This window comes from Streptomyces sp. MMS24-W38 (assembly GCF_059889265.1).
The window spans coordinates 459,035-480,478 of record NZ_JCBCPP010000001.1; the positions used below are offsets into that span (position 1 = coordinate 459,035).

At 70.2% G+C, this 21,444-nt stretch carries 20 protein-coding genes and 2 pseudogenes; 12 read left to right on the forward strand and 10 right to left on the reverse strand.

Annotation, left to right across the window (positions count from 1 at the left end; all coding sequences use genetic code 11):
• Nucleotides 1-786: 786 nt before the first annotated feature.
• From AC6F7H_RS01020 to AC6F7H_RS01030, 3 genes are all read left to right on the forward strand, one after another.
• Nucleotides 787-1,548 carry a response regulator transcription factor gene (locus tag AC6F7H_RS01020; protein ID WP_500754597.1) on the forward strand — a complete coding sequence of 254 codons (762 nt, stop codon included), beginning with the start codon at nucleotides 787-789 and terminating at the stop codon, nucleotides 1,546-1,548.
• A 2-nt stretch (nucleotides 1,549-1,550) separates the two neighbouring features.
• On the forward strand, nucleotides 1,551-2,663 hold the full coding sequence (locus AC6F7H_RS01025; protein WP_500754598.1) for a sensor histidine kinase: 1,113 nt from the start codon (nucleotides 1,551-1,553) through the stop codon (nucleotides 2,661-2,663).
• Between the two features lie 131 nt (nucleotides 2,664-2,794).
• Nucleotides 2,795-3,343, forward strand: a complete 549-nt coding sequence (locus AC6F7H_RS01030; protein ID WP_500754599.1) for a DM13 domain-containing protein — start codon at nucleotides 2,795-2,797, stop codon at nucleotides 3,341-3,343.
• Nucleotides 3,344-3,603: 260 nt separating this feature from the next.
• Here the strand turns inward: AC6F7H_RS01030 and tpg (AC6F7H_RS01035) are convergent, their stop codons facing one another.
• Nucleotides 3,604-4,161: a telomere-protecting terminal protein Tpg gene (gene tpg, locus AC6F7H_RS01035; protein WP_500754600.1), complete on the reverse strand. Its 558-nt coding sequence runs from the start codon at nucleotides 4,159-4,161 to the stop codon at nucleotides 3,604-3,606.
• Between the two features lie 160 nt (nucleotides 4,162-4,321).
• Entirely contained in the window at nucleotides 4,322-4,735 is a 414-nt protein-coding gene (locus tag AC6F7H_RS01040; RefSeq protein WP_500754601.1) for a helicase associated domain-containing protein, read from the reverse strand.
• Nucleotides 4,736-4,788: 53 nt separating this feature from the next.
• Here AC6F7H_RS01040 and AC6F7H_RS01045 point away from each other — a divergent pair, with 53 nt between their 5' ends.
• Together AC6F7H_RS01045 and AC6F7H_RS01050 are read left to right on the forward strand one after the other, a co-directional pair.
• Nucleotides 4,789-5,169, forward strand: coding sequence for a transposase (locus AC6F7H_RS01045; protein WP_500754603.1), 381 nt, complete (start codon nucleotides 4,789-4,791; stop codon nucleotides 5,167-5,169).
• A gap of 20 nt (nucleotides 5,170-5,189) precedes the next feature.
• Nucleotides 5,190-6,194 (forward strand): IS3 family transposase, encoded by a 1,005-nt coding sequence (locus AC6F7H_RS01050; protein WP_109382741.1) that lies wholly within the window; start codon nucleotides 5,190-5,192, stop codon nucleotides 6,192-6,194.
• 36 nt (nucleotides 6,195-6,230) lie between these two features.
• Here AC6F7H_RS01050 and AC6F7H_RS01055 read toward each other — a convergent pair.
• A pseudogene (locus AC6F7H_RS01055) lies at nucleotides 6,231-7,570 on the reverse strand (helicase associated domain-containing protein); the annotation flags it as partial.
• A gap of 587 nt (nucleotides 7,571-8,157) precedes the next feature.
• On the opposite strand from AC6F7H_RS01055, the gene AC6F7H_RS01060 reads away from it, so the two are divergent.
• Together AC6F7H_RS01060 and tpg (AC6F7H_RS01065) are read left to right on the forward strand one after the other, a co-directional pair.
• Nucleotides 8,158-9,750 (forward strand): S8 family peptidase, encoded by a 1,593-nt coding sequence (locus AC6F7H_RS01060; protein ID WP_500754604.1) that lies wholly within the window; start codon nucleotides 8,158-8,160, stop codon nucleotides 9,748-9,750.
• A 774-nt stretch (nucleotides 9,751-10,524) separates the two neighbouring features.
• Nucleotides 10,525-10,773, forward strand: a pseudogene (tpg, locus tag AC6F7H_RS01065) (telomere-protecting terminal protein Tpg); the annotation flags it as partial.
• Between the two features lie 15 nt (nucleotides 10,774-10,788).
• On the opposite strand, the gene AC6F7H_RS01070 reads toward tpg (AC6F7H_RS01065), so the two are convergent.
• Entirely contained in the window at nucleotides 10,789-11,022 is a 234-nt protein-coding gene (locus AC6F7H_RS01070; RefSeq protein WP_500754605.1) for a hypothetical protein, read from the reverse strand.
• A gap of 193 nt (nucleotides 11,023-11,215) precedes the next feature.
• Between AC6F7H_RS01070 and AC6F7H_RS01075 the strand changes: the two genes are divergently transcribed.
• The 3 genes from AC6F7H_RS01075 to istB all read left to right on the forward strand — a co-directional run bounded on the left by AC6F7H_RS01075 (nucleotide 11,216) and on the right by istB (nucleotide 14,190).
• Nucleotides 11,216-11,629: a hypothetical protein gene (locus tag AC6F7H_RS01075; RefSeq protein WP_500754607.1), complete on the forward strand. Its 414-nt coding sequence runs from the start codon at nucleotides 11,216-11,218 to the stop codon at nucleotides 11,627-11,629.
• A 135-nt stretch (nucleotides 11,630-11,764) separates the two neighbouring features.
• On the forward strand, nucleotides 11,765-13,396 hold the full coding sequence (gene istA / locus AC6F7H_RS01080; RefSeq protein ID WP_500761605.1) for an IS21 family transposase: 1,632 nt from the start codon (nucleotides 11,765-11,767) through the stop codon (nucleotides 13,394-13,396).
• The gene (gene istB / locus AC6F7H_RS01085) at nucleotides 13,393-14,190 is read left to right on the forward strand and encodes an IS21-like element helper ATPase IstB (RefSeq protein WP_500754609.1); all 798 of its coding nucleotides are present in this window, start codon (nucleotides 13,393-13,395) and stop codon (nucleotides 14,188-14,190) included. The genes istA and istB overlap by 4 nt, the downstream gene beginning before the upstream one ends.
• A 2-nt stretch (nucleotides 14,191-14,192) precedes the next feature.
• Here istB and AC6F7H_RS01090 read toward each other — a convergent pair whose 3' ends face one another.
• The 3 genes from AC6F7H_RS01090 to AC6F7H_RS01100 form a co-directional block, all read right to left on the reverse strand.
• Nucleotides 14,193-14,978 (reverse strand): GNAT family N-acetyltransferase, encoded by a 786-nt coding sequence (locus AC6F7H_RS01090; protein WP_500754610.1) that lies wholly within the window; start codon nucleotides 14,976-14,978, stop codon nucleotides 14,193-14,195.
• A 219-nt stretch (nucleotides 14,979-15,197) separates the two neighbouring features.
• Nucleotides 15,198-15,896 (reverse strand): MFS transporter, encoded by a 699-nt coding sequence (locus tag AC6F7H_RS01095; RefSeq protein ID WP_500754612.1) that lies wholly within the window; start codon nucleotides 15,894-15,896, stop codon nucleotides 15,198-15,200.
• Nucleotides 15,893-17,128: an ATP-grasp domain-containing protein gene (locus tag AC6F7H_RS01100; protein WP_500761607.1), complete on the reverse strand. Its 1,236-nt coding sequence runs from the start codon at nucleotides 17,126-17,128 to the stop codon at nucleotides 15,893-15,895. The genes AC6F7H_RS01095 and AC6F7H_RS01100 overlap by 4 nt, the downstream gene beginning before the upstream one ends.
• Before the next feature lie 225 nt (nucleotides 17,129-17,353).
• On the opposite strand from AC6F7H_RS01100, the gene AC6F7H_RS01105 reads away from it, so the two are divergent.
• Together AC6F7H_RS01105 and AC6F7H_RS01110 are read left to right on the forward strand one after the other, a co-directional pair.
• On the forward strand, nucleotides 17,354-17,734 hold the full coding sequence (locus AC6F7H_RS01105; protein WP_500754603.1) for a transposase: 381 nt from the start codon (nucleotides 17,354-17,356) through the stop codon (nucleotides 17,732-17,734).
• 20 nt (nucleotides 17,735-17,754) lie between these two features.
• On the forward strand, nucleotides 17,755-18,759 hold the full coding sequence (locus tag AC6F7H_RS01110) for an IS3 family transposase (RefSeq protein ID WP_109382741.1): 1,005 nt from the start codon (nucleotides 17,755-17,757) through the stop codon (nucleotides 18,757-18,759).
• Nucleotides 18,760-18,908: 149 nt separating this feature from the next.
• Here the strand turns inward: AC6F7H_RS01110 and AC6F7H_RS01115 are convergent, their stop codons facing one another.
• From AC6F7H_RS01115 to AC6F7H_RS01125, 3 genes are read right to left on the reverse strand one after another with little or no spacing between them, the layout of a single operon-like run.
• The gene (locus AC6F7H_RS01115; protein WP_500754613.1) at nucleotides 18,909-20,117 is read right to left on the reverse strand and encodes an MFS transporter; all 1,209 of its coding nucleotides are present in this window, start codon (nucleotides 20,115-20,117) and stop codon (nucleotides 18,909-18,911) included.
• Complete coding sequence (locus AC6F7H_RS01120) at nucleotides 20,114-20,590, reverse strand: hypothetical protein (protein ID WP_500754615.1); 477 nt, start codon at nucleotides 20,588-20,590, stop codon at nucleotides 20,114-20,116. Before AC6F7H_RS01120 ends, AC6F7H_RS01115 begins: the two co-directional genes overlap by 4 nt.
• Nucleotides 20,587-21,429: a winged helix-turn-helix transcriptional regulator gene (locus AC6F7H_RS01125; RefSeq protein ID WP_500754617.1), complete on the reverse strand. Its 843-nt coding sequence runs from the start codon at nucleotides 21,427-21,429 to the stop codon at nucleotides 20,587-20,589. Before AC6F7H_RS01125 ends, AC6F7H_RS01120 begins: the two co-directional genes overlap by 4 nt.
• Nucleotides 21,430-21,444: the final 15 nt, after the last annotated feature.

The window sequence follows — 21,444 nt, forward strand, 5'->3', positions numbered from 1 at the left end:
GACACGAACGGAGACGGAGCCGCAGCCGGGGACTCCGGGCACGCCCAAGTACCCGCGTATCTCCGACGGCCCGTACGCGGGGTTCCAGTTCTGCCACGTTGGGGCGCCCGTCGTAGGGAGCGGGGCTTCTGCGTCATTCGCCGCCGATGTCACTCCGAGTGCCGGCGATCCCTTTTACCCGTTCCCGGTCTACCCGGACATGAACGGTGAATTCGAGATCGCTCTACCGGGGGCGGAGCACGAGCCGTTCGTGCGTGCGACCAGGCGGGCCTGGAACGGTCGCACCCTCGTTCATCAGAACGCGGTTCTGCCGGACGGGGAGTACCGCTGGCGGGTGCGGGCCGAGCATCACGGTCTTCACTCCCCATGGACCGCGTGGTGCGACTTCGTTGTCCGGCCGACGTCGTAACGGCCTCAGCTGCGGCTGAGTGGAGCGGGTCTCCTCACGCGCTGAGTGAGGAGACCCGCTCTGCGGGCCCGCGGTGCATACGACGGCCACGGTCGTGAGCAAGGCGACCGACCTGTTCCCTCGGCGAGCGTGTCCTGCCTACGCGGAGCGACGCGGACGAGGTGCGGGATGACGCGGACCTCGTTCAGGGAAGGGAGGAGGGATCACGTCGACGTCCGGTTCCGTGAGATCCGCGGGCCCGGGGGGAGGTCGTCACGGCAATCACCCACGAACTCGAACAGTGCATTTCCGACTCCGGTTCTTACGGAACACGGACGTCAGAAGCTGGAGGCAGGCCGGAGGCGGCCTGGCCAGGGGCATGGTGCGAAGCTGAACGCATGAAGCATCCCAACGAGCCGATGGGGGAAGCGCCCGCCGGGCCGCGGCCGGCCGAAGCGGCCCGGGTCCTGGTGGTGGAGGACGATCCCACCGTGGCCGAGGTCGTCTCGGGATACCTGGACCGCGCGGGCTACGAGGTGGACCCGGTCGGGGACGGGCCGACCGCGCTCACCCGTGCCGCCGCGCACTGGCCGGACCTGGTGGTGCTGGACTTGATGCTGCCCGGGATGGACGGCCTGGAGGTGTGCCGCCGGCTGCGTGCCCGCGGTCCCGTGCCGGTCATCATGCTCACCGCGCGCGGTGACGAGGACGACCGGATCCTGGGCCTGGAGGTGGGAGCCGACGACTACGTCACCAAGCCCTTCAGCCCCCGGGAACTCGTCTTGCGGGTGGAATCGGTGCTGCGCCGTACCCGGTCTGCCGGAACCGGCATGCGAACGCCCCTGCACGCCGCCGGCCTCACGGTTGACGCCGCGGCCCGCCGCGCCACCAAGAGCGGGGCCGAACTCGCCCTCACCCTCCGCGAGTTCGATCTCCTCGCTTTCTTCCTGCGCTACCCCGGCCGCGCGTACAGCCGCGAGGACCTGATGCGTGAGGTCTGGGGCTGGGACTTCGGCGACCTGTCGACCGTCACCGTCCACGTCCGCCGGCTGCGCGGCAAGGTCGAGGACGACCCCGCGCGACCCCGGCTGATCCAGACCGTGTGGGGCGTGGGCTACCGGTTCGACCCCACCGGCACATCCGGGCAGGGAGAGGAGTGACCGTGCGTGACACTCTCCTCATCGCCCTGTTCGCCTTCCTCGGCGCCGCCGCGGCCGGGCTGCTCGGCGCAGGCGTGCTGTGGCTGATCCGCCGCCGCTCGCTCACCGCGTCGCTCACGGTCGTCGCCGCAGTCGCGGTGACCGCGATGCTCGCGGGCACGCTGGCCGTGGCACAGGCGATGTTCCTCTCCGGGCACGACCTGTCCGTCGTCACGACGGTCGTCGCGATGGCGGCCGTCGTGTCCCTGGCCACTGCGCTGCTGCTGGGCCGCTGGGTGGTCGCCCGCAGCCGTGCACTCGCCCTCGCCACCCGCTCCTTCGGCGACGGCGGCGACTTCACGGCCCCCGACGGCCCCGTCACCGCCGAACTTGCCGCGCTCAGCCGCGAACTGGCAGCGACGAGCATGAAACTCGCCGCCTCCCGTGAGCGTGAGCGCGCCCTGGAGTCCTCCCGCCGCGAACTCGTCGCCTGGATCTCGCACGACCTGCGCACCCCGCTCGCGGGCCTGCGCGCCATGTCCGAGGCGCTGGAGGACGGCGTCGCCGCCGACCCCGACCGCTACTTCCGGCAGATCCGCACGGAGGTCGAGCGCCTCAGCGACATGGTCGGCGACCTCTTCGAACTGTCCCGCATCCACGCCGGCACGCTGGCGCTCTCGCCGTCCCGGATTTCGGTGTACGACCTCGTCGGTGACGCCCTCGCAGGAGCGGACCCGCTCGCCCGCGAACACGGCGTGCGGCTGGTCGGCGACCGCGTCGAAGCAGTACCGGTTGCAGTGGATGGCAAGGAGATGAGCCGCGTCCTGGGCAACCTGCTGGTCAACGCGATCCGCCGGACACCTGCCGACGGTACGGTCGCGGTGGCCGCCGAGCGTTCGCCGGACGGAGTCGTCCTCTCGGTCACCGATGGCTGCGGAGGCATCCCCGAGGAGGACCTTCCCCGCGTCTTCGACACCGGCTGGCGCGGCGCCCACGCCCGCACCCCTCCCGCCGGTGCGGGACTGGGCCTGGCCATTGTCCGCGGCATCGTGGAAGCCCACAACGGGCGTGCCGCCGTACGGAACATTCCCGGCGGCTGCCGATTCGAGGTGACGCTTCCCATGACCGAGGCGTGAGGTCGCCTCGACCAGGTGTGGGCCGCCCCGTGCGGCGCGACGGCGTAAGGGTTCCGTCATCTCTTGCGGGCAACGGGGCGGCCGCCCGTTCCGTTGAATGGGATAGGAAAATTTCAGGAGGCGAGGCGGGGATGGGACGTGTGGGGAAGGCACTGACCAGGCCGTTGGCCATCGGAGCGCTGGGGGTGGCTGTCGCTGGAGCCGGCTTCGGGCTGTACTGGTTCCAGCCGTGGAAGCTGTGGCAGGACGAGACCGTCGAAGAGGCCCTGTCCAAGGCGGTGGAGATCACCGCTCCTCCTACCGCGGCGCCTTCCCCGGCGACCGGGCCGAAGACGCTGGCGAGCGGTGAACTGATCAGCCACGAGCACGCGACGTCGGGCACGGTGAAGCTCGTACGGCTGGACGACGGCTCCCACGTCGTCCGGCTGGAGAACCTCGACACCAGCAATGGACCGGACCTGCGCGTGTGGCTGACCGATGCACCGGTGAAGGAGGGCAAGGCAGGCTGGCACGTCTTCGACGACGGGCAGTACGTCAGCCTAGGCAAGCTCAAGGGCAACAAGGGCAGCCAGAACTACGCCCTGCCCGATGACATCGACCCCGTCCGCTACACCAGCATCAGCATCTGGTGCGACCGCTTCGACGTCTCTTTTGGCGCTGCCGAGCTCAACCGGGCCTGACGCCGGTGCATGGCCTCGCCGCGTTCTTGCACGAAGCCGCTGCGGGTCTGGCACGAAGGTGATGGCGTGCCAACACCCTTGCTGCCGTCGCCGTGCTTGGAGCGCCGGGCGCTCCTCACGATGGCGTTCAAGCTCGCCGAGGCCGACAGCGGCAGGAGGCCAACAGGTACGAAGCGATGCCAGCCGTACGTGCCAGGCCCTCGCAGCGCTGAACGCCCTGACGCGTCCGATCGGCCATGTGCCCGATCCAAAGGGCAGGCTCATCGGATCGAGAAGTCGGCGAACTCGAGGTCGCTGAAGGCGATGTGCAGTCCGTGGGCGCGGCGGCCCCCGTCGCGGAAAGAGGCATGCCCCAGCGCGCGGGCCAGGATCACCATCTGCTGCTGCTCACCCGCGCCGGCGTCCCGGGCGGCGAACAGCTCCCGGGCGACCTCTCCCGGCAGGTACTGGGTGATCCACCGCACCCGCGGATCATCCGAGGACCCGGCCGCAGCAGCGAACCCGAACCGCACCCGGGTGTGGAAGACGAAGCCCTCCGCTTCGGCCCGGGCACGCCGGCGGGCCCGTATCCGGGGCTGCCGGCGGGCCAGGACGGCTTTCTCGATCGCCCCCACCTGCAGCGGGCTCGGCGGGCGCCGCGCTCCGGGCTTCTGTGTCACCCACCGCTGCACGGTGCGCTGTGAAACGCCCAGCACGGCGGCCACCCTCCGGGTGGAACCCTGGTGCGCCGCCGGCAGAAACCGCAGACGGGCCCCGGTGCTTGAGGCAACGGGCCGGGTGCGCAACGCGTGCTCCAGCCCCTGCTCGATCTGCCCCACGTCCGCCTCCCCCAGCGGCCGGCCGACAGGGCCGGCATCCTGCGGCCCATAGCGTCAGTTCTCCCACGCTGCCCACACGTGACCGCCGGTTACGGCATTCGCGAGACAGCACCAGCCGGCGTCGGCTACGAAAGCCCGAGGAGCGCCGAAGACAGGGCGGCTACGTCCACCCCACCCCGAGCTCGGCGAGTGCGGCCCGCTGTTCGGGGGTGAGTTTGTCGCGGCGGGTCTTGGTGTTGGAGACCCACACCCCGAGCTTGACGACCACCGGCTCGGTCTCGCCGTCGAGCGGGATCGTCTCGTTGTGGCCGCGTGGTACCGGCCGGTGGGAGCCTTCCCGTTCGACCCACTGCGCGAGGGCGGTGAGTCCGCGTTGGAGGCTTGCTGTGCCTTGCTCGGCCCCCTTCGCCGCACGCCCGGCTACCGGGGCGGGAGCCGGGGCCTCAAGTGGCTTGACGCCCAAGCGGGTCAGCCGCTCCTGCTGCTCGCTCGGCAGCAGCTTCCAGGTGCCCGGCTGTTTCTGCCACTGAAGCCACCGTCCGAGGTCCCTCTCTGTCAGCCTTGAGTGAGACACCCGGCTCTGCCGGGTTAGCCTGAGAGGGCACCGACAGGAGAACCACCTCCCTCATGACCAGCAAGAACCCCGCGTCCGATCCCGCTCCCCGGCCGAAGCGCCGCTCCTTCAGTCCGGAGTACAAGCTGCGGATCGTCGCCGAGTACGACGCGGCCCCGAAGAACGAGAAGGGTGCGATCCTGCGCCGCGAGCGTCTCTACCACTCGCACGTCAAGGAATGGCGGGCCGCGCGGGACGCCGGCGCCCTGGAGAAGCTGGTCGACCGCCGGACCAGTCCCGCGAGGCCGAAGAAGTCGGCCGCCGAGGCGGAGAACGAGAGACTGCGGCGCCAGGTGGAGCGGCTCGAGAAGGAGCTGGCCCAGAACAAGGCCGCTCTGGAGGTCATGGGAAAAGCTTCTGCGCTCTTGGAAATGATCTCCAGGAGCGCGGACTGAAGTCTGCCGCCGCCCCGGTCGTGGACGACGCCTTCCACGGCGTCGAGACCGAGCTCGGTGTCGTTGCCGCGTGCCGGCTGACCGGCCGTTCCCGTGCCACCCACTACCGTCGGCTACGGCCACCGGCCCGGCCCGGGCCCCGCGCGGTCGGCGTCCAACCGTCCGCCCTGAGCGCCGAAGAGCGCCTGACGGTGCTGGAGTTGATGAACAGCGCCGAGTACGCGGAACTGCCGCCCGCGCAGATCTGGGCCCGTGAGCTGGACGCCGGGCGCTACCACTGTTCGGTCTCCACGATGTACCGGATCCTTCGGGAACAGGGCCAGAGCGGTGAGCGCCGCCGCCAGGCGACCCACCCGGCGCGGGTGGTGCCGGAACTGGTCGCCACCGGCCCGTCTCAGGTCTTCTCCTGGGACATCACCAAGGTGGCCGGGCCCGCCAAGGGCGTCTGGTACCACGCCTACGTCATCATCGACATCTTCAGCCGGTACATCGTCGGCCACACCGTCGAGCGCGCCGAGTCCGCCCTACGGGCCGAGGAACTGATCCGCGAGACCATCGCCCGCAACGGCATCGTGCCCGGGACCGTGCACGCCGACCGCGGCACGTCCATGACTTCCAAGAAGGTGTCCCAGCTGCTGATCGACCTGGGCGTCACCCGGTCGCACTCGCGGCCGAAGGTCTCCAACGACAACCCCTACAGCGAGGCTCAGTTCAAGACCACGAAATACATGGCGGACTTCCCGGAAAGGTTCGATTCGCTGGCCCATGCCCGTGAGTGGTTCGACGCGTTCATCGCGTACTACAACCACGAGCACCGCCACTCCGGTATCGCCTGGCACACCCCGGCCAGCGTCCATTTCGGCACCGCCGAAGAGGTCCGCGACCAGCGGGCCGCCACCCTCGCCCAGGCCTACACACACCACCCCGAACGCTTCGGACGCCGCCCCCGGCCACCCGAGATACCCCGGACAGCCTGGATCAACGATCCCGCCAAGCGCCGCGAATCAGCACCACAAACCTCATAGCATCACAACTGTCTCACTGGACTTGAAATCTTCCGGGTCATCGCCGTCCATGAGGACGCCGGGTGCGATGTCGGGCAGGTGGCCGTCGGGCTCGGTGTCGGCGAGGTCGGCAAGGACGCGGTAGTGCCGTTGCCAGTGAAGCGGCCAGGGGCAGTTTCAGTCCTTGTCGATGGCCGTCAGCTGCTTGGCGCGTACGGCGGCCCGCTCCGGGTCCTTGCCGAGACCGCCCTTCCTGCGCAGGTTCGCCAGATGCTGCCCGATGGGCACCGTCGTCTCGCTCTCGCTCCACACCGCGTCCTGGCGCGGTGCGAGGTGCCCGGTGGCCCGCCGGTAGGACCGGAGCGCGGCGAGCTTGTTCTCCCACGCTTCCTCGCCCGGCTCCCAGACCATCCCGGCCTCCGGCGCGTCCAAAAGTTCCTTGCGCCGCGGCTCCAGTTCCCCGGCCCGCAGTGCTTTGCGCTGCTGGTGCACCCACCTGCCCAGCGGGAAGTCCTTCGTCACCCCGACTGCGACCGCAACGTCATAGGGGACGGCGTGCAGGCCGGTGATCTCGTTCTCGGCCCGCCAGCGGATGAGGGCCTGGTAAGCCCTCCAGCCACACCAGCGACTCCGGCCAGTAGACCCGGGTGCGCAGGAACGCCGCAATGGTGGCGGCGTCCCGGGGAGAAGAGAAGCGCAGCAGGGCCGACCCGGCAGCGGCATCGCTGCCGTCTTGCTCCTGGTCCTCGCTGTCGCTCTCGCCGCCGGCGCCGATGATCCGCCCGTCCTCGTCACGCCGGACGTGCACTGGGCGCTGCCCGCTGGTGAGCGCGCGGGAGGCGAGCTGCTCCACCAGGCCGCTCATCATGCGAGCGCAGGCCCTGGAGCACGGCCACAAGAGGGCGGAACGAGGCAAAGGCGACCATGTCGGTCGGGTCCTCGCCGGCCTGGAGGAAGACCGGCACGATGATCCGGGCGACCTTGGTGCTGCCGCCCTTGTTGAGCCGGAGCGCCCGGCCGATGTTCTGCACGATCTCGACCTGGGAGCCGCGGGTGTCAGCGAAGCAGAAGGCCTCCACGCCCCGTTCGCCGGTGATGTCGACGCCTTCCCCGAGCACGCGACAGCTCGCGAGGAACGCCCGGTGCACGCGCCGGCCCGAGGCGTCGATGCCGTTGGCGAATTGCCGGAGCACCTCCCGCCGCTCAGACACGAGGTGGTCGCCGCACAGCCATGCCGACCAGACGCGGTCCGGGGGTACGTGGCGGTCGGCCTCCAGCTCGTAGAAGGCCGCGTCGATCGACGAGGCGGGGAGCCGGTCCGCGGCCGCCAGGTCGTGGTCCGAGGCGTCGGTGCCGTACAGCTCGGCTGCGGTCTGCGGCAGTTTCTCCGCGAAGTGATGATCTGTAATTTTTTGTCGGTGGTGGTTCGGCATGGTGATGTCAGTGCGGGAGGTATCGGGTTTCTGCTGTTCAGCGTGTTGTGGTGGGGTTTCGGGTGGTGACACGGATGTTGATCTGGGGCTGACGTTTTTGGTGATGGTGCGGGTCAGTTGGTTGCCGGTCGGCATGGCGCGAGGTGTGTTGTCGCTGGTCAGGGCCGTGGTGGCAGGGCCGGGTGACGGGTGGGCGGCCTGGTCGGCCTCCTCCGGCCGGTAACCCGGCACCGGTCGGCGGGAGTCGGCGGTGCCGGTGCGTGCCGCCGCTGGTTCTTGTGATGCGTGAAGGGGCTGTGGGGGCGATGCGGCCCTTGCGCTCCGCCAGAGGCGTTCTTGTGTAAGTGCCATCGAGTGGTGATGCTGTGTCACGGCGGTTCGGTGCGGCAGGCGACGAGGCGGCTTCATTTGTCATGCGCATGAGTAAATGATCCGGCTTGTTCGCGCTGCCCGTGCCAGGGCGACCCCGCCCTCCGGTCCGACCGGTCACCCCGGTCGGCACCGGTACCCGCCGTGCACCCGTGTGTACCCGCAGGAGGAGGATCCCTCGGATGGCAGGCAGACGCATGACCCGTCACGGACTCGCCGGTGTCGGCACGGCAATACTCACGGCCGTGGCACTCGGCGCGGTGGCGGCACTCCCGGCGGCCGCGGCACCGGCCGAAGGCGTGGTCCTGAACGCGGACGGCCCCGGCGCCGTCGACGGCAGCTACATCGTCGTCCTCAAGGAGGCAGCCGGTTTCGACGCCGCGTCCCGGCAGGGCAAGGCGCTGGTCGCGAAGTTCGACGGCGAGATCACCCACACCTACACGGCCGCTCTGAACGGCTATGCCATCTCCATGGAGCAGGAGGAGGCGGAGCGGCTCGCCGCCGACCCCGCGGTGAAGTTCGTCGTCCAGGACCAGACGGTCCAGGCGACCGGCACCCAGCCCGCCCCGCCATCGTGGGGCCTGGACCGTATCGACCAGGCGCCCCTCCCGCTGAACGGCTCCTACACCTACCCGGACTCCGCCGGTGAGGGCGTCACCGCCTACGTCATCGACACCGGTGTGCGGATCAGCCACAGCGACTTCGCGGGACGCGCCCGGTACGGCTACGACGCGGTCGACGGCGACACCATCGCCGACGACGGCAACGGCCACGGCACCCACGTGGCCGGCACCATCGCCGGCGCGTCCCACGGCGTCGCCAAGAACGCCGACATCGTCGCCGTGCGGGTGCTGGACAACTCCGGTTCGGGCACCACCGCCGGCGTCATCGCCGGTGTCGACTGGGTGACGGCCAATGCCTCCGGTCCGTCGGTGGCCAACATGAGCCTGGGCGGCGGCGCCAACATCGCCCTGGACACCGCCGTGCGCAGCTCCATCGCCTCCGGCGTCACCTACGCGGTGGCTGCGGGCAACTCCAACACGGATGCCTCCAGCGCCTCGCCGGCCCGTGTCACCGAGGCGCTGACCGTCGGCTCCACCACCAACACCGACGCCCGGTCCTCCTTCTCCAACTACGGTTCGGTGCTGGACGTCTTCGCCCCGGGCTCCTCCATCACCTCGGCCTGGCACACCTCGGACAGTGCCACCAACACCATCTCCGGTACCTCGATGGCCGCGCCGCACGTCGCCGGCGCCGCCGCGCTGCACCTGGCGGACGACCCCACCGCCACCCCGGAGGAGGTCGCTTCCGCGCTGGCGGGCAAGGCGACCTACGCTGCCGTCACCGACCCCGGCCCCGGCTCGCCGAACCTGCTGCTCAACGTCGGCGAGGACGGCGGAGGCGCTCCGGAGCCCGCGCCGGCGCCGAGCGGCAAGCGGTTCGAGAACACCACCGACTACGGAGTCCCGGACCGGTCGGTCGCCGAGTCGCCGATCAGGGTGACCGGCGTTCCCCACAACGCTCCCGCCAACCTCCACGTGGAGGTGGACATCAAGCACACCTGGAGCGGTGACCTGCAGGTGGATCTGATCGCACCCGACGGGACCGCCTACCGGCTGAAGGACACCGGCACCGGCGGCAGCGCCGACAACGTGGTCGGCACGTTCCCGGTCGACGCCTCCTCCGAGAAGGCGATGGGCACCTGGAAACTCCAGGTCACCGACGCCTACGCCGGCGACATCGGATACATCGACTCCTGGGCGCTGCAGTTCTGATCCGCCCCGGAGCCGATCGGACCCGGCCATGCCGTGCCGGACCGGGCCGGTACCCGGACACAACCTGACGGTGTCTCCGTGGCCGCACATCGTGCGGCCACGGAGACATTCGGTGGTCAGGGCCGTGGTGGCAGGGGTTGGGTGCCGGCAGTGGCAACGGGGGTAGCCGGTGTCGCCTTCTACGGAGCGGGTTTCACGAGGCGCCGGCCCTGCTGCGCCTCCTCCGATTCCCCGAACGGAGACCCCCGATGGGCATTGTTGGAGACGGCCTGGACCGCGCCGTACAAGGGGCGTTGTCCGGGACGACGGCGACCGGGACCAGGCGGCGGGGGCCGAAGGCCGACGGCACCTCGGGGCGTACGTTCCTGCGGCCGGAGGGGTGCCTCAGGGAGTAGTCGGTGCGGCCGGGCCCCCTTTGACCAGCGCGCTGACCTGCGACTCTTCCTTACGTCCGTGCACGGTTGAGGCGCCTTGTCCGGCGCCTTGGAGAGCGCCCTGCCGGCCGCTGTCGCCGCGTCGCCGAAGCTGCCCGGGCCCGCCCTGCCCGGCCGTCGGCCAAAGCAGCCGCCCCCGTCGGCGGCCGACGACGCTCCAGCCCCTGCCGCGCCACCGTCAAGACCCGGCGGGTGCCGTGCCGCTCGTCCTGACCGCCACCGGCGCCGCCTGGGCCAAGTTGCTCACCGACCCCTCGCTTTCCCAGGCGATTACCCCTTGACCACCGCCGCTTTCCCAGGCCCAGACCCCTTGACCGCCCGTGCGAACACAGGCCACCCCGCCCGCTTCGGCTTCACCGCCGCGCCCGGCACCACCGACGACGCCCGCCTCCGCCACCGCACCCTCGCCCTGCCCCCGCAGCACGCGGCCCGCCTCTTCGACGCCCACGACGCCAGCGCCACCGAGCGGCGGCTGCGCGACATCGCCGCCGACGGCCTGGGCGAGGTGTACTTCCGCGACGGCGGCCGCCGCGCCACCGACCTGGAGGTGGAGTTCACCGACGTGGAGCACCTGGAGTTTGAGTTGTAGAGCCGGGCTGGGCCATCAGACCGGGGGAGGCTGCGCAGCTGTGCATTCGGTTGTGGGTGGCTGCGGATTACCGCCGGGGCCGGCGCCCAGGGTGCGGCGCCCGGTGGCCGGGCGTGCGGGCATCGGGTCGCCGGCGGCCGGGGCGGTGGGCAGGCGTTCGGCGGCGAGCTGGGCGCGTGGCGCGGGCGGCAGCTCCGCTTTGGTGGCGGTGCGGGTGGGTCCGGTGCCCAGCGGGCGGCGGTCGGTCATGCCGGATTCTCGCCTGGCGCGCGTTGTTCTTCCTCACCGGGATCGCCGTGGGCGGCGGCGGGCCCCCGGGTGCGCGTGTCGCGTGCGTGCGAGGCGGTGAACTCCGGTGAGCACCAGGCGGTGGTCCTGGCGGCGGCGATGCCCGGCATGTGCGTGACGTACGGCCCCGGCCACGCTCGATACGCTCCCCGGTGTGACCAGCAGCGACGATTTCCTACGCGTACAGCGGGCATGGAAGCAGATCGAGATGTGGATGGGCCGCCACGCTCCCGCCTCGCGCGCCATGCTCAACCCGCCCGCCGCCTTGGACCGGATCGAGCGCTGGGAGGCCACGATGGGCTTCCTCCTTCCCCCGGCTCTCCGGGCGCTCTATCTGTTGCACGACGGCAGCCGGGGGTACGACCAGGACCAGTTCGGGCACCACCCGCACGTGGAGGGACCGCTGCCCGCACCGGCCGACGACACTTCCCGCAGCTGGGAGGCGCAGTGGGCCGCCGCTCTCTTCTTGCCCGGCCCCGGTATCCACACCGGCTTCGCCTGGTTCCCCCTCAACGAAGTGATGATGCAGCATCCGGTGCATCAGGGCATTGGCTTTATCGAGCAGTAGCGATGTCGCTTCTCGATGAGTTTGGGAGGCGCCCCGTTCCACGGACGGGTGGTGTTGGCGAGTTTGGGAGGCGCTGGGGTTCTTGCCAGGGCAGCATCGGGATGCTCCTGGTGAAAGGTGCTGGTCATGCCGCAGATGTCGAAGGTCGAGCTGTACGCGGCGATCCGGCGTGACCATCGCGGCGACATGTCGATGCGAGAGCTCGAGCGCAAGCACGGCGTGACGTGGCGGACCGTGCGGAAGGCACTGGACTCGGCCTGGCCGGAGCCACGCAAGAAGCTGCCGCCCCGGGCCTCCGCTCTGGATCCGTACAAGCCGGTGATCGACGAAATCCTCCGGACGGACCTGGATGCGCCACGCAAGCAGCGGCACACCGTCACCCGGATCTTCCACCGGCTGGTCGAGGAACACGGCGCCGACGTCTCCTACGGGATGGTCCGCTACTACGTCGCCGCCAGGAAGCCCGAGATCCTGACCGAGTCCGGCAGGGCACCGCTGGAGGCGTTCGTCCCGCAGACCCACCAGCCCGGTCACGAGGCGGAAGTCGACTTCGGCGACGTGACCGTGCGCCTGGCCGGCGAGCTGGTGACCTGCTACCTGTTCTCCTTCCGGCTGTCGTACTCGGGCAAGGCCGTCCACCGGGTGTTCGCCTCCTGCGGCCAGGAAGCCTTCTTCGAAGGCCATGTCCACGCACTGCGGACGCTGGGTGGTGTCCCGCGGAGCAAGGTGCGCTACGACAACCTCAAGGCCGCCGTCGCCCGGGTACTGGGACTGAGCCGGGCGCGGGTGGAGGCCGACCGGTGGATCGCCTTCAAGTCGCACTACGGCATCGAGAGCTTCTACTGCCGCCCGGGCATCGAGGGCGCCCACGAGAAGGGCGGCGTCGAAGGGATGATCGGCTACTTCCGTCGCAACCACTTCGTTCCCGTCCCCGAGGTCGCCTCGCTCGCCGAGCTGAACGAGATGGTCGAGCAGTGGGACCGGCAGGACGATGCCCGCCGCATCGGTGCCCGGTCCAAGACCGTCGCCGAGTGCTTCGCGCTCGAGCGGCCGCTGCTGGTGCCGCTGCCCGAGGAGCCGTTCGAGACGGGCCGGCTGTTCACCCCGCGGGTTGACCGCTACGGCCAGATCCCGGTCCGCACCAACCGCTACTCGGTGCCGATCCGGCTGATCGGCAAGCGGGTGCGGGTCGTGCTGCACGCCTCTCACCTGGTGGTTTACGACCAGAATGTGGAAGTGGCCCGGCACGAGAGGCTGATCGCCAAGGGCGCCGTGCGCCTGGAGCTGGATCATTATCTGGAGGTCCTGGTCCGCAAACCCGGCGCGTTTCCCGGGTCCACCGCTCTGGAACAGGCCCGCTCGGCGGGCAAGTTCACCCCGGTCCACGACGCGTGGTGGGCTCAGGCTCGGAAGGTCCACGGTGAGCGGGACGGCACCCGCGCGCTGATCGAGGTCCTGCTGCTGGGCCGGCACCTGCCACACGAGCACATCGTCGCCGGCCTGGCCGCGGCCCTGCGGGCCGGGGCGATGACCGCTGACGCGGTCGCGCTCGAGGCCCGCAAGGCCGCCCAGGCCGAGACCGAACCCGCCCCGTCAGGCCAGCCGTCGCCCGGCAAAGCGCCGGCGAACGTGACGTCCCTGCATGAGTGGAAGCTGTCTCATCTCCCGCCGGACACCAGGCCACTGCCGTCCGTGGCCCCCTATGACCAGTTGCTCCGACGTCGTCGCGCCAGCGGCGGTGACCACCGAGAGGGAGAAGCACAGTGACCCTGCCCCGCCAGCGCGGCTTGACCGAGCAGGCCGCCGACGCCGCCATCGACACCGCCTGCCGCCTGCTGCGGCTGCCGTCGATCCGTAACGAGTTCTCCGAGATCGCCGACCGGGCGATGAAGGACCAGATGACCTACCGCGGCTTCCTCGCCGAGCTGCTGATGGCCGAGTGCGACGACCGGGCCCGCCGCAGGTCGGAGCGGCGGATCAAGGCGGCGGGCTTCCCGCGGGAGAAGTCGCTGCGGGCGTTCGACTTCGAGGCCAACCCGAACATCGACCCGGCCACGGTCCACACGCTCGCCAGCTGCGAGTGGATCAAGAAGAGTCAGCCGCTCTGCCTGATCGGCGACTCCGGCACCGGCAAGTCGCACATGCTGATCGCGCTGGGCACCGAGGCCGCGATGAAGGGCTACCGCGTCCGCTACACGCTTGCCACCAAGCTGGTGAACGAGCTGGTCGAGGCGGCCGACGAGAAGCAGCTGAACAAGACCATCGCCCGCTACGGCCGCGTCGACCTCCTCTGCATCGACGAGCTGGGATATATGGAACTGGACCGGCACGGCGCCGAGCTGCTGTTCCAGGTTCTGACCGAGCGCGAGGAGAAGAACAGCGTCGCCATCGCCTCCAACGAGTCGTTCGGCGGCTGGACCAAGACCTTCACCGACCCGCGTCTCTGCGCGGCCATCGTCGACCGCCTGACCTTCAACGGCACCATCATCGAGACCGGCACCGACTCCTATCGCCTCGCCAGCACCCGGGCACGAGCCGAGGAGCCGACGAAGGCCGGCTGAGCTCAGGGCGACCAGACATACGGTGTCGTCGTGGTGACCGCGTGCAGGCCAAGGCGGGTGAGGATCGGGGCGCTGTCGGCTGAGGCGTCGACGTAGACGTAGGGGACATCGCGGGCAGCAGCGAGTTGGGCTCGGTGGGCGACCATGGCCCGGTAGATGCCCTGTCCGCGCCATTCCTTGAGCGTTGAGCCGCCCCAGAGGCCGCCGAAGTCGACGCCGTCGTTGAACACCAGCCAGGCGGCGCAGACGACTTCGGCGCGTGCCTCGGCGACGAGGACGATGGTGTTCTCCGGGGCGTTCTCGACCCGGGCGGCCAGGTCGTCGGCGAGCCAACTCCAGTCCTCGCCCCAGACGGTGCTCTCCAGAGCGGCGATGCGCTGGAGGTCTGATCTGGCGGTGACACGGCGGAGGGTCACGCCGTCGGGCAGGACGGGGTCGGCGGCAAGGTCTGCGGCCTGCCCGATGAGCACCGTCTCGCTGTCCTCGGCGACGAAGCCGGCCGCGGTGAGCCGGTCGGTGAGGTCGGTGGGGAGATCATGGGCGCGAGTCTTCCATTCGACTGCCTCACCACGGGCAGCGTAAAAGTCACGCTGCCGCGCTATGAGCGTGTCGAGTTCTGCCCCGTACACACCGAGGTCGCGTGGGCCCGTGACGAAGCCACGGTGCCAACCGACGACACGGGTCAACGGGCCGTCCCTCTCGACGCGGGCGCTGCCGCCAGGCGGGGTGACACCACGGAGTTGGGCGTCATACGCGGTGCGGAGTTCGTCGATCAGAGTGTCCTTCACTCGAACACCGTACGGACCGGGTCAAGTGAATAATCGCCGGTCGAAACCGCGCGAACATCAAGGGCTGCACTGCCTCACCCGGCCACCGGAGACCAAAACAGGTACTGGCCTCTGCCGCTACCTGCCTCGACGGCCAGCCGCTCTTCGAGCGGCTGGCCGTCGGCACGTTCGCATCCACGCAGTGCCGTCATTTCTCATCCATATTCCAGAGCCGGTTGATCACCAACTGCCTCCGGAAACCGTCGACAAACGCTGTTCTTGGAGATCAACGAAGCCACCCAGCAGCCACAGCTTTGTGGACGGCAGCGACGCTCCGGTCTCGTCCTGTCCCGTGGGAGCCGGTGGCTGGTCGGTGCCTGTCAGCGTCCGGGTTGCCGGGGTGGCGGCCAGCGCGGCACCGGCCAGGATCAGGCCGGTCGTCAGGAAGAGGGTGCGGTGTGTGGTGTGGGCGGTGATCGCGGCCAGGGCGGCACCGGCGAGGGCGCCGAGGGAGTAGGCGGCGTGCAGGGACGACATGATCGGTCTGCCGTAGGCATTCTGGCAGCGCACCGCTGCGGAGTTGGCGGCGACGTCCAGCACGCCATGGGTGACCCCGAAGGCGAGCGCGGCCACGAGCAGCGAGGGGAGATTGTCGCAGCGGCCGAGGATGGCCAGGCAGCCGGCGAGGCCGACTGCGCCGCAGGTGAGCAGCGCGGGCAGGCGTTCAGGCCGGGTGAGCCGGCCCCCGGCCTGCAGTCCTGCCACCATGCCGAGGGCGGCGGCCAGCAGGACCATGGACAGTTGCGCGGTGCTCAGGTGGGCAGCCTGCTGGACGGCCGGCATCCGTGCGCCCCAGACGGCCATGATCGCCCCGAGGCCGAAGAAGTAACCCGTCAGCAGGCCGCGGCTGCGGCGGACGGAGTCGGTGGCCCGGTTCATGCGTTCAGGCCGCTGCGGGAGGTCTCACCCGCGGCGCGGGGAGAGATCTGGATGCCGAGGGCACGAACGGCCTGTTCAGCACGGGACTGGGCGAGGTCTGCCGTGGACGCTGTGGTGATCACGTAGCCGATGCGTGCGGTGAACATGTCGCCGCCGTCGCCGGGCAGGACCAGCTCGTCGCCCGGATGGTGCTGGAAGTGGACGTGCTCCAGCCACTGCGGGCGGGGCCCGTCGAGGCGGAGGCGGGTGAGGATGCCCGAGGTGTCGGGGTAGATCAGGCGGATCGCGGCGGCGGAGGACCTGGTCGGGGTGAGGTCGGGGGCGCGGTCGCAGGCGATGTCGGCTGCGGCGCGCGGCAGGTCGATGCCGGTGGCGAGGCGGACCAGGTGGCCGATCATGTCCCCGGCCAGTCGGCCGTTGACCTCGACGAGCCGGGGCCGCCCGCCGACGAGGCGCATCTCGACGTGGCTGACGCCGTCGGTGATCCCCAGGGCATGAATCGCGGCCCGTGCGACAGGGGCGACCTGGGCGAGGAGTGGGTCTGCGGCGTCGACGGAGTGCGCGAGTTCCTCGAAGTACGGCGGGGTGCTGACGGTCTTGCGGGTGACGGCGACGACGGTGGTCTCGCCTTGGGAGGTGGCACACTCGACGGAGATCTCGGGGCCGTCGAGGTACTCCTCGACCAGCACGTCGGTGCTCTCCAAGCCCAGGCCGGCGGCCCGGTCGGCGAACGGGTAGGCAGCAGTGAGTTGGCCGGGGTTGTCGACGCGGATCACGCCGATGCTGGCCGCGTGGGCGGCCGGCTTCAGGACGACCGGGTAGCCGATCCGTTCGGCCGCGGCCCGTGCCTCATCCAGGGTGCGGACGCTCACCGATGCGGCTGACGGGACATCGTGGCGAGCGAACAGGCTCCTCGCGGTTGCCTTGTTGCGGCATGCCTGCATCGCCTCCGGGGCGGTGGTCGGCAGGCCGAGCTGGCGGGCGAGGCGGGCGAGGCGGGCGACGGGGACGAGATACCACTCGGTCCACGTGAACACCCCGGCGAGATCGTGGTGTTGGGCCAGGTATCGGCCTGCGGCGGACAGTGCCGCCTGATCGGTCGGGTCGGGCAGGACCATGCAGTCCCGGATGTACGGGACCTCCCACGACGGCTCCTCGTCGGTGATGAGGACGACGTCGTAGTCGGCAGCAACGCTTTCGAGGCAGTAGCCCCGGTAGCCTTCGGCTTCCATGTCTGCGGAAGCGACGAGCAGAACAACGGGACGGTCGGACAAGAACAGGCTCCTTGAGAGTTCAGGGGGTGGAAGATGTCTGCCTGCTGCCGTTCACGGGCTGCGCCGGCGGTGGACCTCGGTAGCGGAGGCCCACTCGGGGTGCCCTCTCTGTCAGCCTTGAGTGAGACACCCGGCTCTGCCGGGTTAGCCTGAGAGGGCACCGACAGGAGAACCACCTCCCTCATGACCAGCAAGAACCCCGCGTCCGATCCCGCTCCCCGGCCGAAGCGCCGCTCCTTCAGTCCGGAGTACAAGCTGCGGATCGTCGCCGAGTACGACGCGGCCCCGAAGAACGAGAAGGGTGCGATCCTGCGCCGCGAGCGTCTCTACCACTCGCACGTCAAGGAATGGCGGGCCGCGCGGGACGCCGGCGCCCTGGAGAAGCTGGTCGACCGCCGGACCAGTCCCGCGAGGCCGAAGAAGTCGGCCGCCGAGGCGGAGAACGAGAGACTGCGGCGCCAGGTGGAGCGGCTCGAGAAGGAGCTGGCCCAGAACAAGGCCGCTCTGGAGGTCATGGGAAAAGCTTCTGCGCTCTTGGAAATGATCTCCAGGAGCGCGGACTGAAGTCTGCCGCCGCCCCGGTCGTGGACGACGCCTTCCACGGCGTCGAGACCGAGCTCGGTGTCGTTGCCGCGTGCCGGCTGACCGGCCGTTCCCGTGCCACCCACTACCGTCGGCTACGGCCACCGGCCCGGCCCGGGCCCCGCGCGGTCGGCGTCCAACCGTCCGCCCTGAGCGCCGAAGAGCGCCTGACGGTGCTGGAGTTGATGAACAGCGCCGAGTACGCGGAACTGCCGCCCGCGCAGATCTGGGCCCGTGAGCTGGACGCCGGGCGCTACCACTGTTCGGTCTCCACGATGTACCGGATCCTTCGGGAACAGGGCCAGAGCGGTGAGCGCCGCCGCCAGGCGACCCACCCGGCGCGGGTGGTGCCGGAACTGGTCGCCACCGGCCCGTCTCAGGTCTTCTCCTGGGACATCACCAAGGTGGCCGGGCCCGCCAAGGGCGTCTGGTACCACGCCTACGTCATCATCGACATCTTCAGCCGGTACATCGTCGGCCACACCGTCGAGCGCGCCGAGTCCGCCCTACGGGCCGAGGAACTGATCCGCGAGACCATCGCCCGCAACGGCATCGTGCCCGGGACCGTGCACGCCGACCGCGGCACGTCCATGACTTCCAAGAAGGTGTCCCAGCTGCTGATCGACCTGGGCGTCACCCGGTCGCACTCGCGGCCGAAGGTCTCCAACGACAACCCCTACAGCGAGGCTCAGTTCAAGACCACGAAATACATGGCGGACTTCCCGGAAAGGTTCGATTCGCTGGCCCATGCCCGTGAGTGGTTCGACGCGTTCATCGCGTACTACAACCACGAGCACCGCCACTCCGGTATCGCCTGGCACACCCCGGCCAGCGTCCATTTCGGCACCGCCGAAGAGGTCCGCGACCAGCGGGCCGCCACCCTCGCCCAGGCCTACACACACCACCCCGAACGCTTCGGACGCCGCCCCCGGCCACCCGAGATACCCCGGACAGCCTGGATCAACGATCCCGCCAAGCGCCGCGAATCAGCACCACAAACCTCATAGCATCACAACTGTCTCACTGGACTTGAAATCTTCCGGTGAGCGGCGAGCAGCCTGCGGGTGATGGCCGGCCCCCAGAGGAAGGCGAAGGCCGGGCAGTCCGTCCTGGCTGATGGTGGGCATGAGGGGCAGGGACCCTGTCGTGCAGAGGGTCAGGGCACCGGCGTCGGTGGGGCTGGCAGGGTGCGCAGCCGGGTGAAAGCGGTTGCCAGACCGGCTGCTTGGAGCAGCGCGGCGGCGGTGACGGCGTGCCCGAGCTGGGAGGGTGGGAGGGCGGCGACGAGCAGTCCGGCGGCGGGGAACGGCAGCAGGAGCAGCAGGATCGTCAGGCTGAGGGTGCTGCCGAAGACGTCGGCTGGGATCAGGTGGGAGCGCAGGGTGCGCAGGACGACGGTGAGGCCGCCTTCGCCGGCCATCAGGACGGCGATCAACAGCAGGTAGCTGTGGTAGGCATCGGCCTGGGAGACGGCGAGGGTCGCTCCGGCAGCGAGAACGGAGGCTGCGGCGCCGACCGGCCACAGTCCCCAGCGGTCGATCGCCCGGCGGGCGGCGGTGAGGGCGAGCAGGGAGGCGACAGCTGCGGCGGACCAGATGAGTCCGGCGTCCGCGCTGGAGCGCCGTAGTTCGGTGATCACGATCACCGGCATGGCCGCCTGTAGGACGGCGATGGCCGTGTTGGAGACCATAAGGCCGCCGACCAGCCAGGCCAGGACGGGCAGCGAGCGCAGTGTCGCCCATCCCATCCGTAGTCCTCCCTTGGCCAATGCCGCGCTCGGCGGCGTGTTCCGTTCCCCGGATCCGAGGGCGGCGGCGAGCAAGGAGAAGGCCGCGAGTGTGCCGAGCATGGCGGTCGGCCCGCCGTGCTCCAGCAGCAGGCCGGCAACCAGCGGTCCAGCGAGCATGGCGGTCTGGTCGATGCCCAGCAGCACGGACTGCACCCGGTGGGCCTGAGCGCCCGCGCTCCGGCTCGCTGCGCCGCCGACGGTCTCGGCGGCCACGTAGCTGAATTCGGTGAGGATGCCGGTGGACGCGGCCAGCAGCATGACCGTGGCGGTCACCGCCGGCGACCCGGCGTCGAGCGCGGTCAGGACGCCGGCGGCGGCAAGCACGGCCAGGGCCCGAGCGAGGCAGGCTGCCCGGAAGACACGGGCCGTGCCGTGACGGTCGACAACGGTGCCCACCACGGTGAAGGCCGCGATGCGCGGAATCCATTCCAGTGCGAAGGCCAGGCCGGTCAGCGCAGTCGACCCGGTAGCGGCGAGGACGAGGAGGGGGATGCCGTAGGTGGCCATCGCGAAGGCGGCACCGTCGGCGCTGCGCGGCAGGTAGATCCCGCGCAGGAGGCCAGGGGTAGACGTCACGCGACGACGCCATAGGCGCTGCGGTTTCGCTGATGGGCGTGGGCCCACTCGGCCATCAGCCGGTGGATGCGGCCGAGTTCGGCAACGTGCTCGCCGTCGGGATCCTGCGTGCCGGCTGTCGGCGTTCCCAGGAGGGCGAAGGTGTGCTGAATCCGTCCGGCGAAGTCACACAACGGAGCGGGGTAGTTGTGCCGCCGGGCCCACCGCGCGGTCGCGTCGTAGACGTCGGCGAGGTCCCGGCCGGCTGCCGAGAGGCCCACGCTGCCGGGGGCGCGGGTGAGGAGTCCGAGGGCATCTGCCTGCTCGATGGCCTGGCGAATCTGACGGGTGGAGAGGTCCGCGAGGGTGCGTGCCAGGCCGCGCACAGGTATCGCTCCGTGGTCGTCGATCTCGCTGACCAGGCGAATCAGGCTTGCGGAGGACAGCACCGTGCACATGTCGCGGAGCTGCTGGTGGGAGAGAGCGGGAATCATCGGCGGGCTCCCCCGGGCAACAGGACGGCCTTCACTCGGGCGGGGGCGGCATGGGAGAACAACTCGCTGGGTTGCCAGCCGGGGCGGCGTGCGGGCTGCGTCGGTACGGCGGGGGCAGGGATCCCGGGCTGGTGGCTGGTCCAGGCGGCAGCAGGACTCGCAGGTCCGGGGGCGGGTCGCCCCCAGAGCGGATGCAAGGCGGCGTGGTCGAGTGGTCGTCCGGCGGACCACGTGGACAGGGCTCCGAAAACAGGGCCCAGAGCGTCACCGGCCCGCGAGAGGCGGTAGGGCTGCCCGTTGCCCGCGGTCATCACCAGGCCGTCATCGATGAGTTGACGCAGCGGCGGGTAGATGTTGGTCCAGTAGCCGTCGGGGATGACGATGCGGGCCAGGGCCCGAGCAGACACCTCCTGCCGTGACTTGAGCACCCACAGGATCGCGGCAGCCTGTCGGCGGGCGAGGAGGGTGAGACTGTCCTCGACCTGTTCGATCGCGGACAGCGGCTGCCCCGGCTTCTCCAGATGTTCCTCGGCCCAGGCAGCCATCACCGGAAGCACCGGTAGGAGTTGTCGGCCCCGGATGGTGAGGCCGTAGGTGACGTGACGCGCGGAGTGTTCGGTGCGCTCGGCGAGGCCGGCATCGCACAGCGAGCGGATCTTGGGATGCAGCTGGCCGCTCTGGAGATACGGCAGCTTGGCCGCGATCTCCGTGTAGCGCTGGGGCGGTTGGTTCAGGGCCAGGAGGATCCGCACGTTCCAGCGCGGGGTGATCATCTGGAGGGCTTCGGTGACCCGGGCGACGTCGGCGTCGTCGGCGGGCGGCAGACCGGTGATGGCCAAGGGGGTGAACTCCTG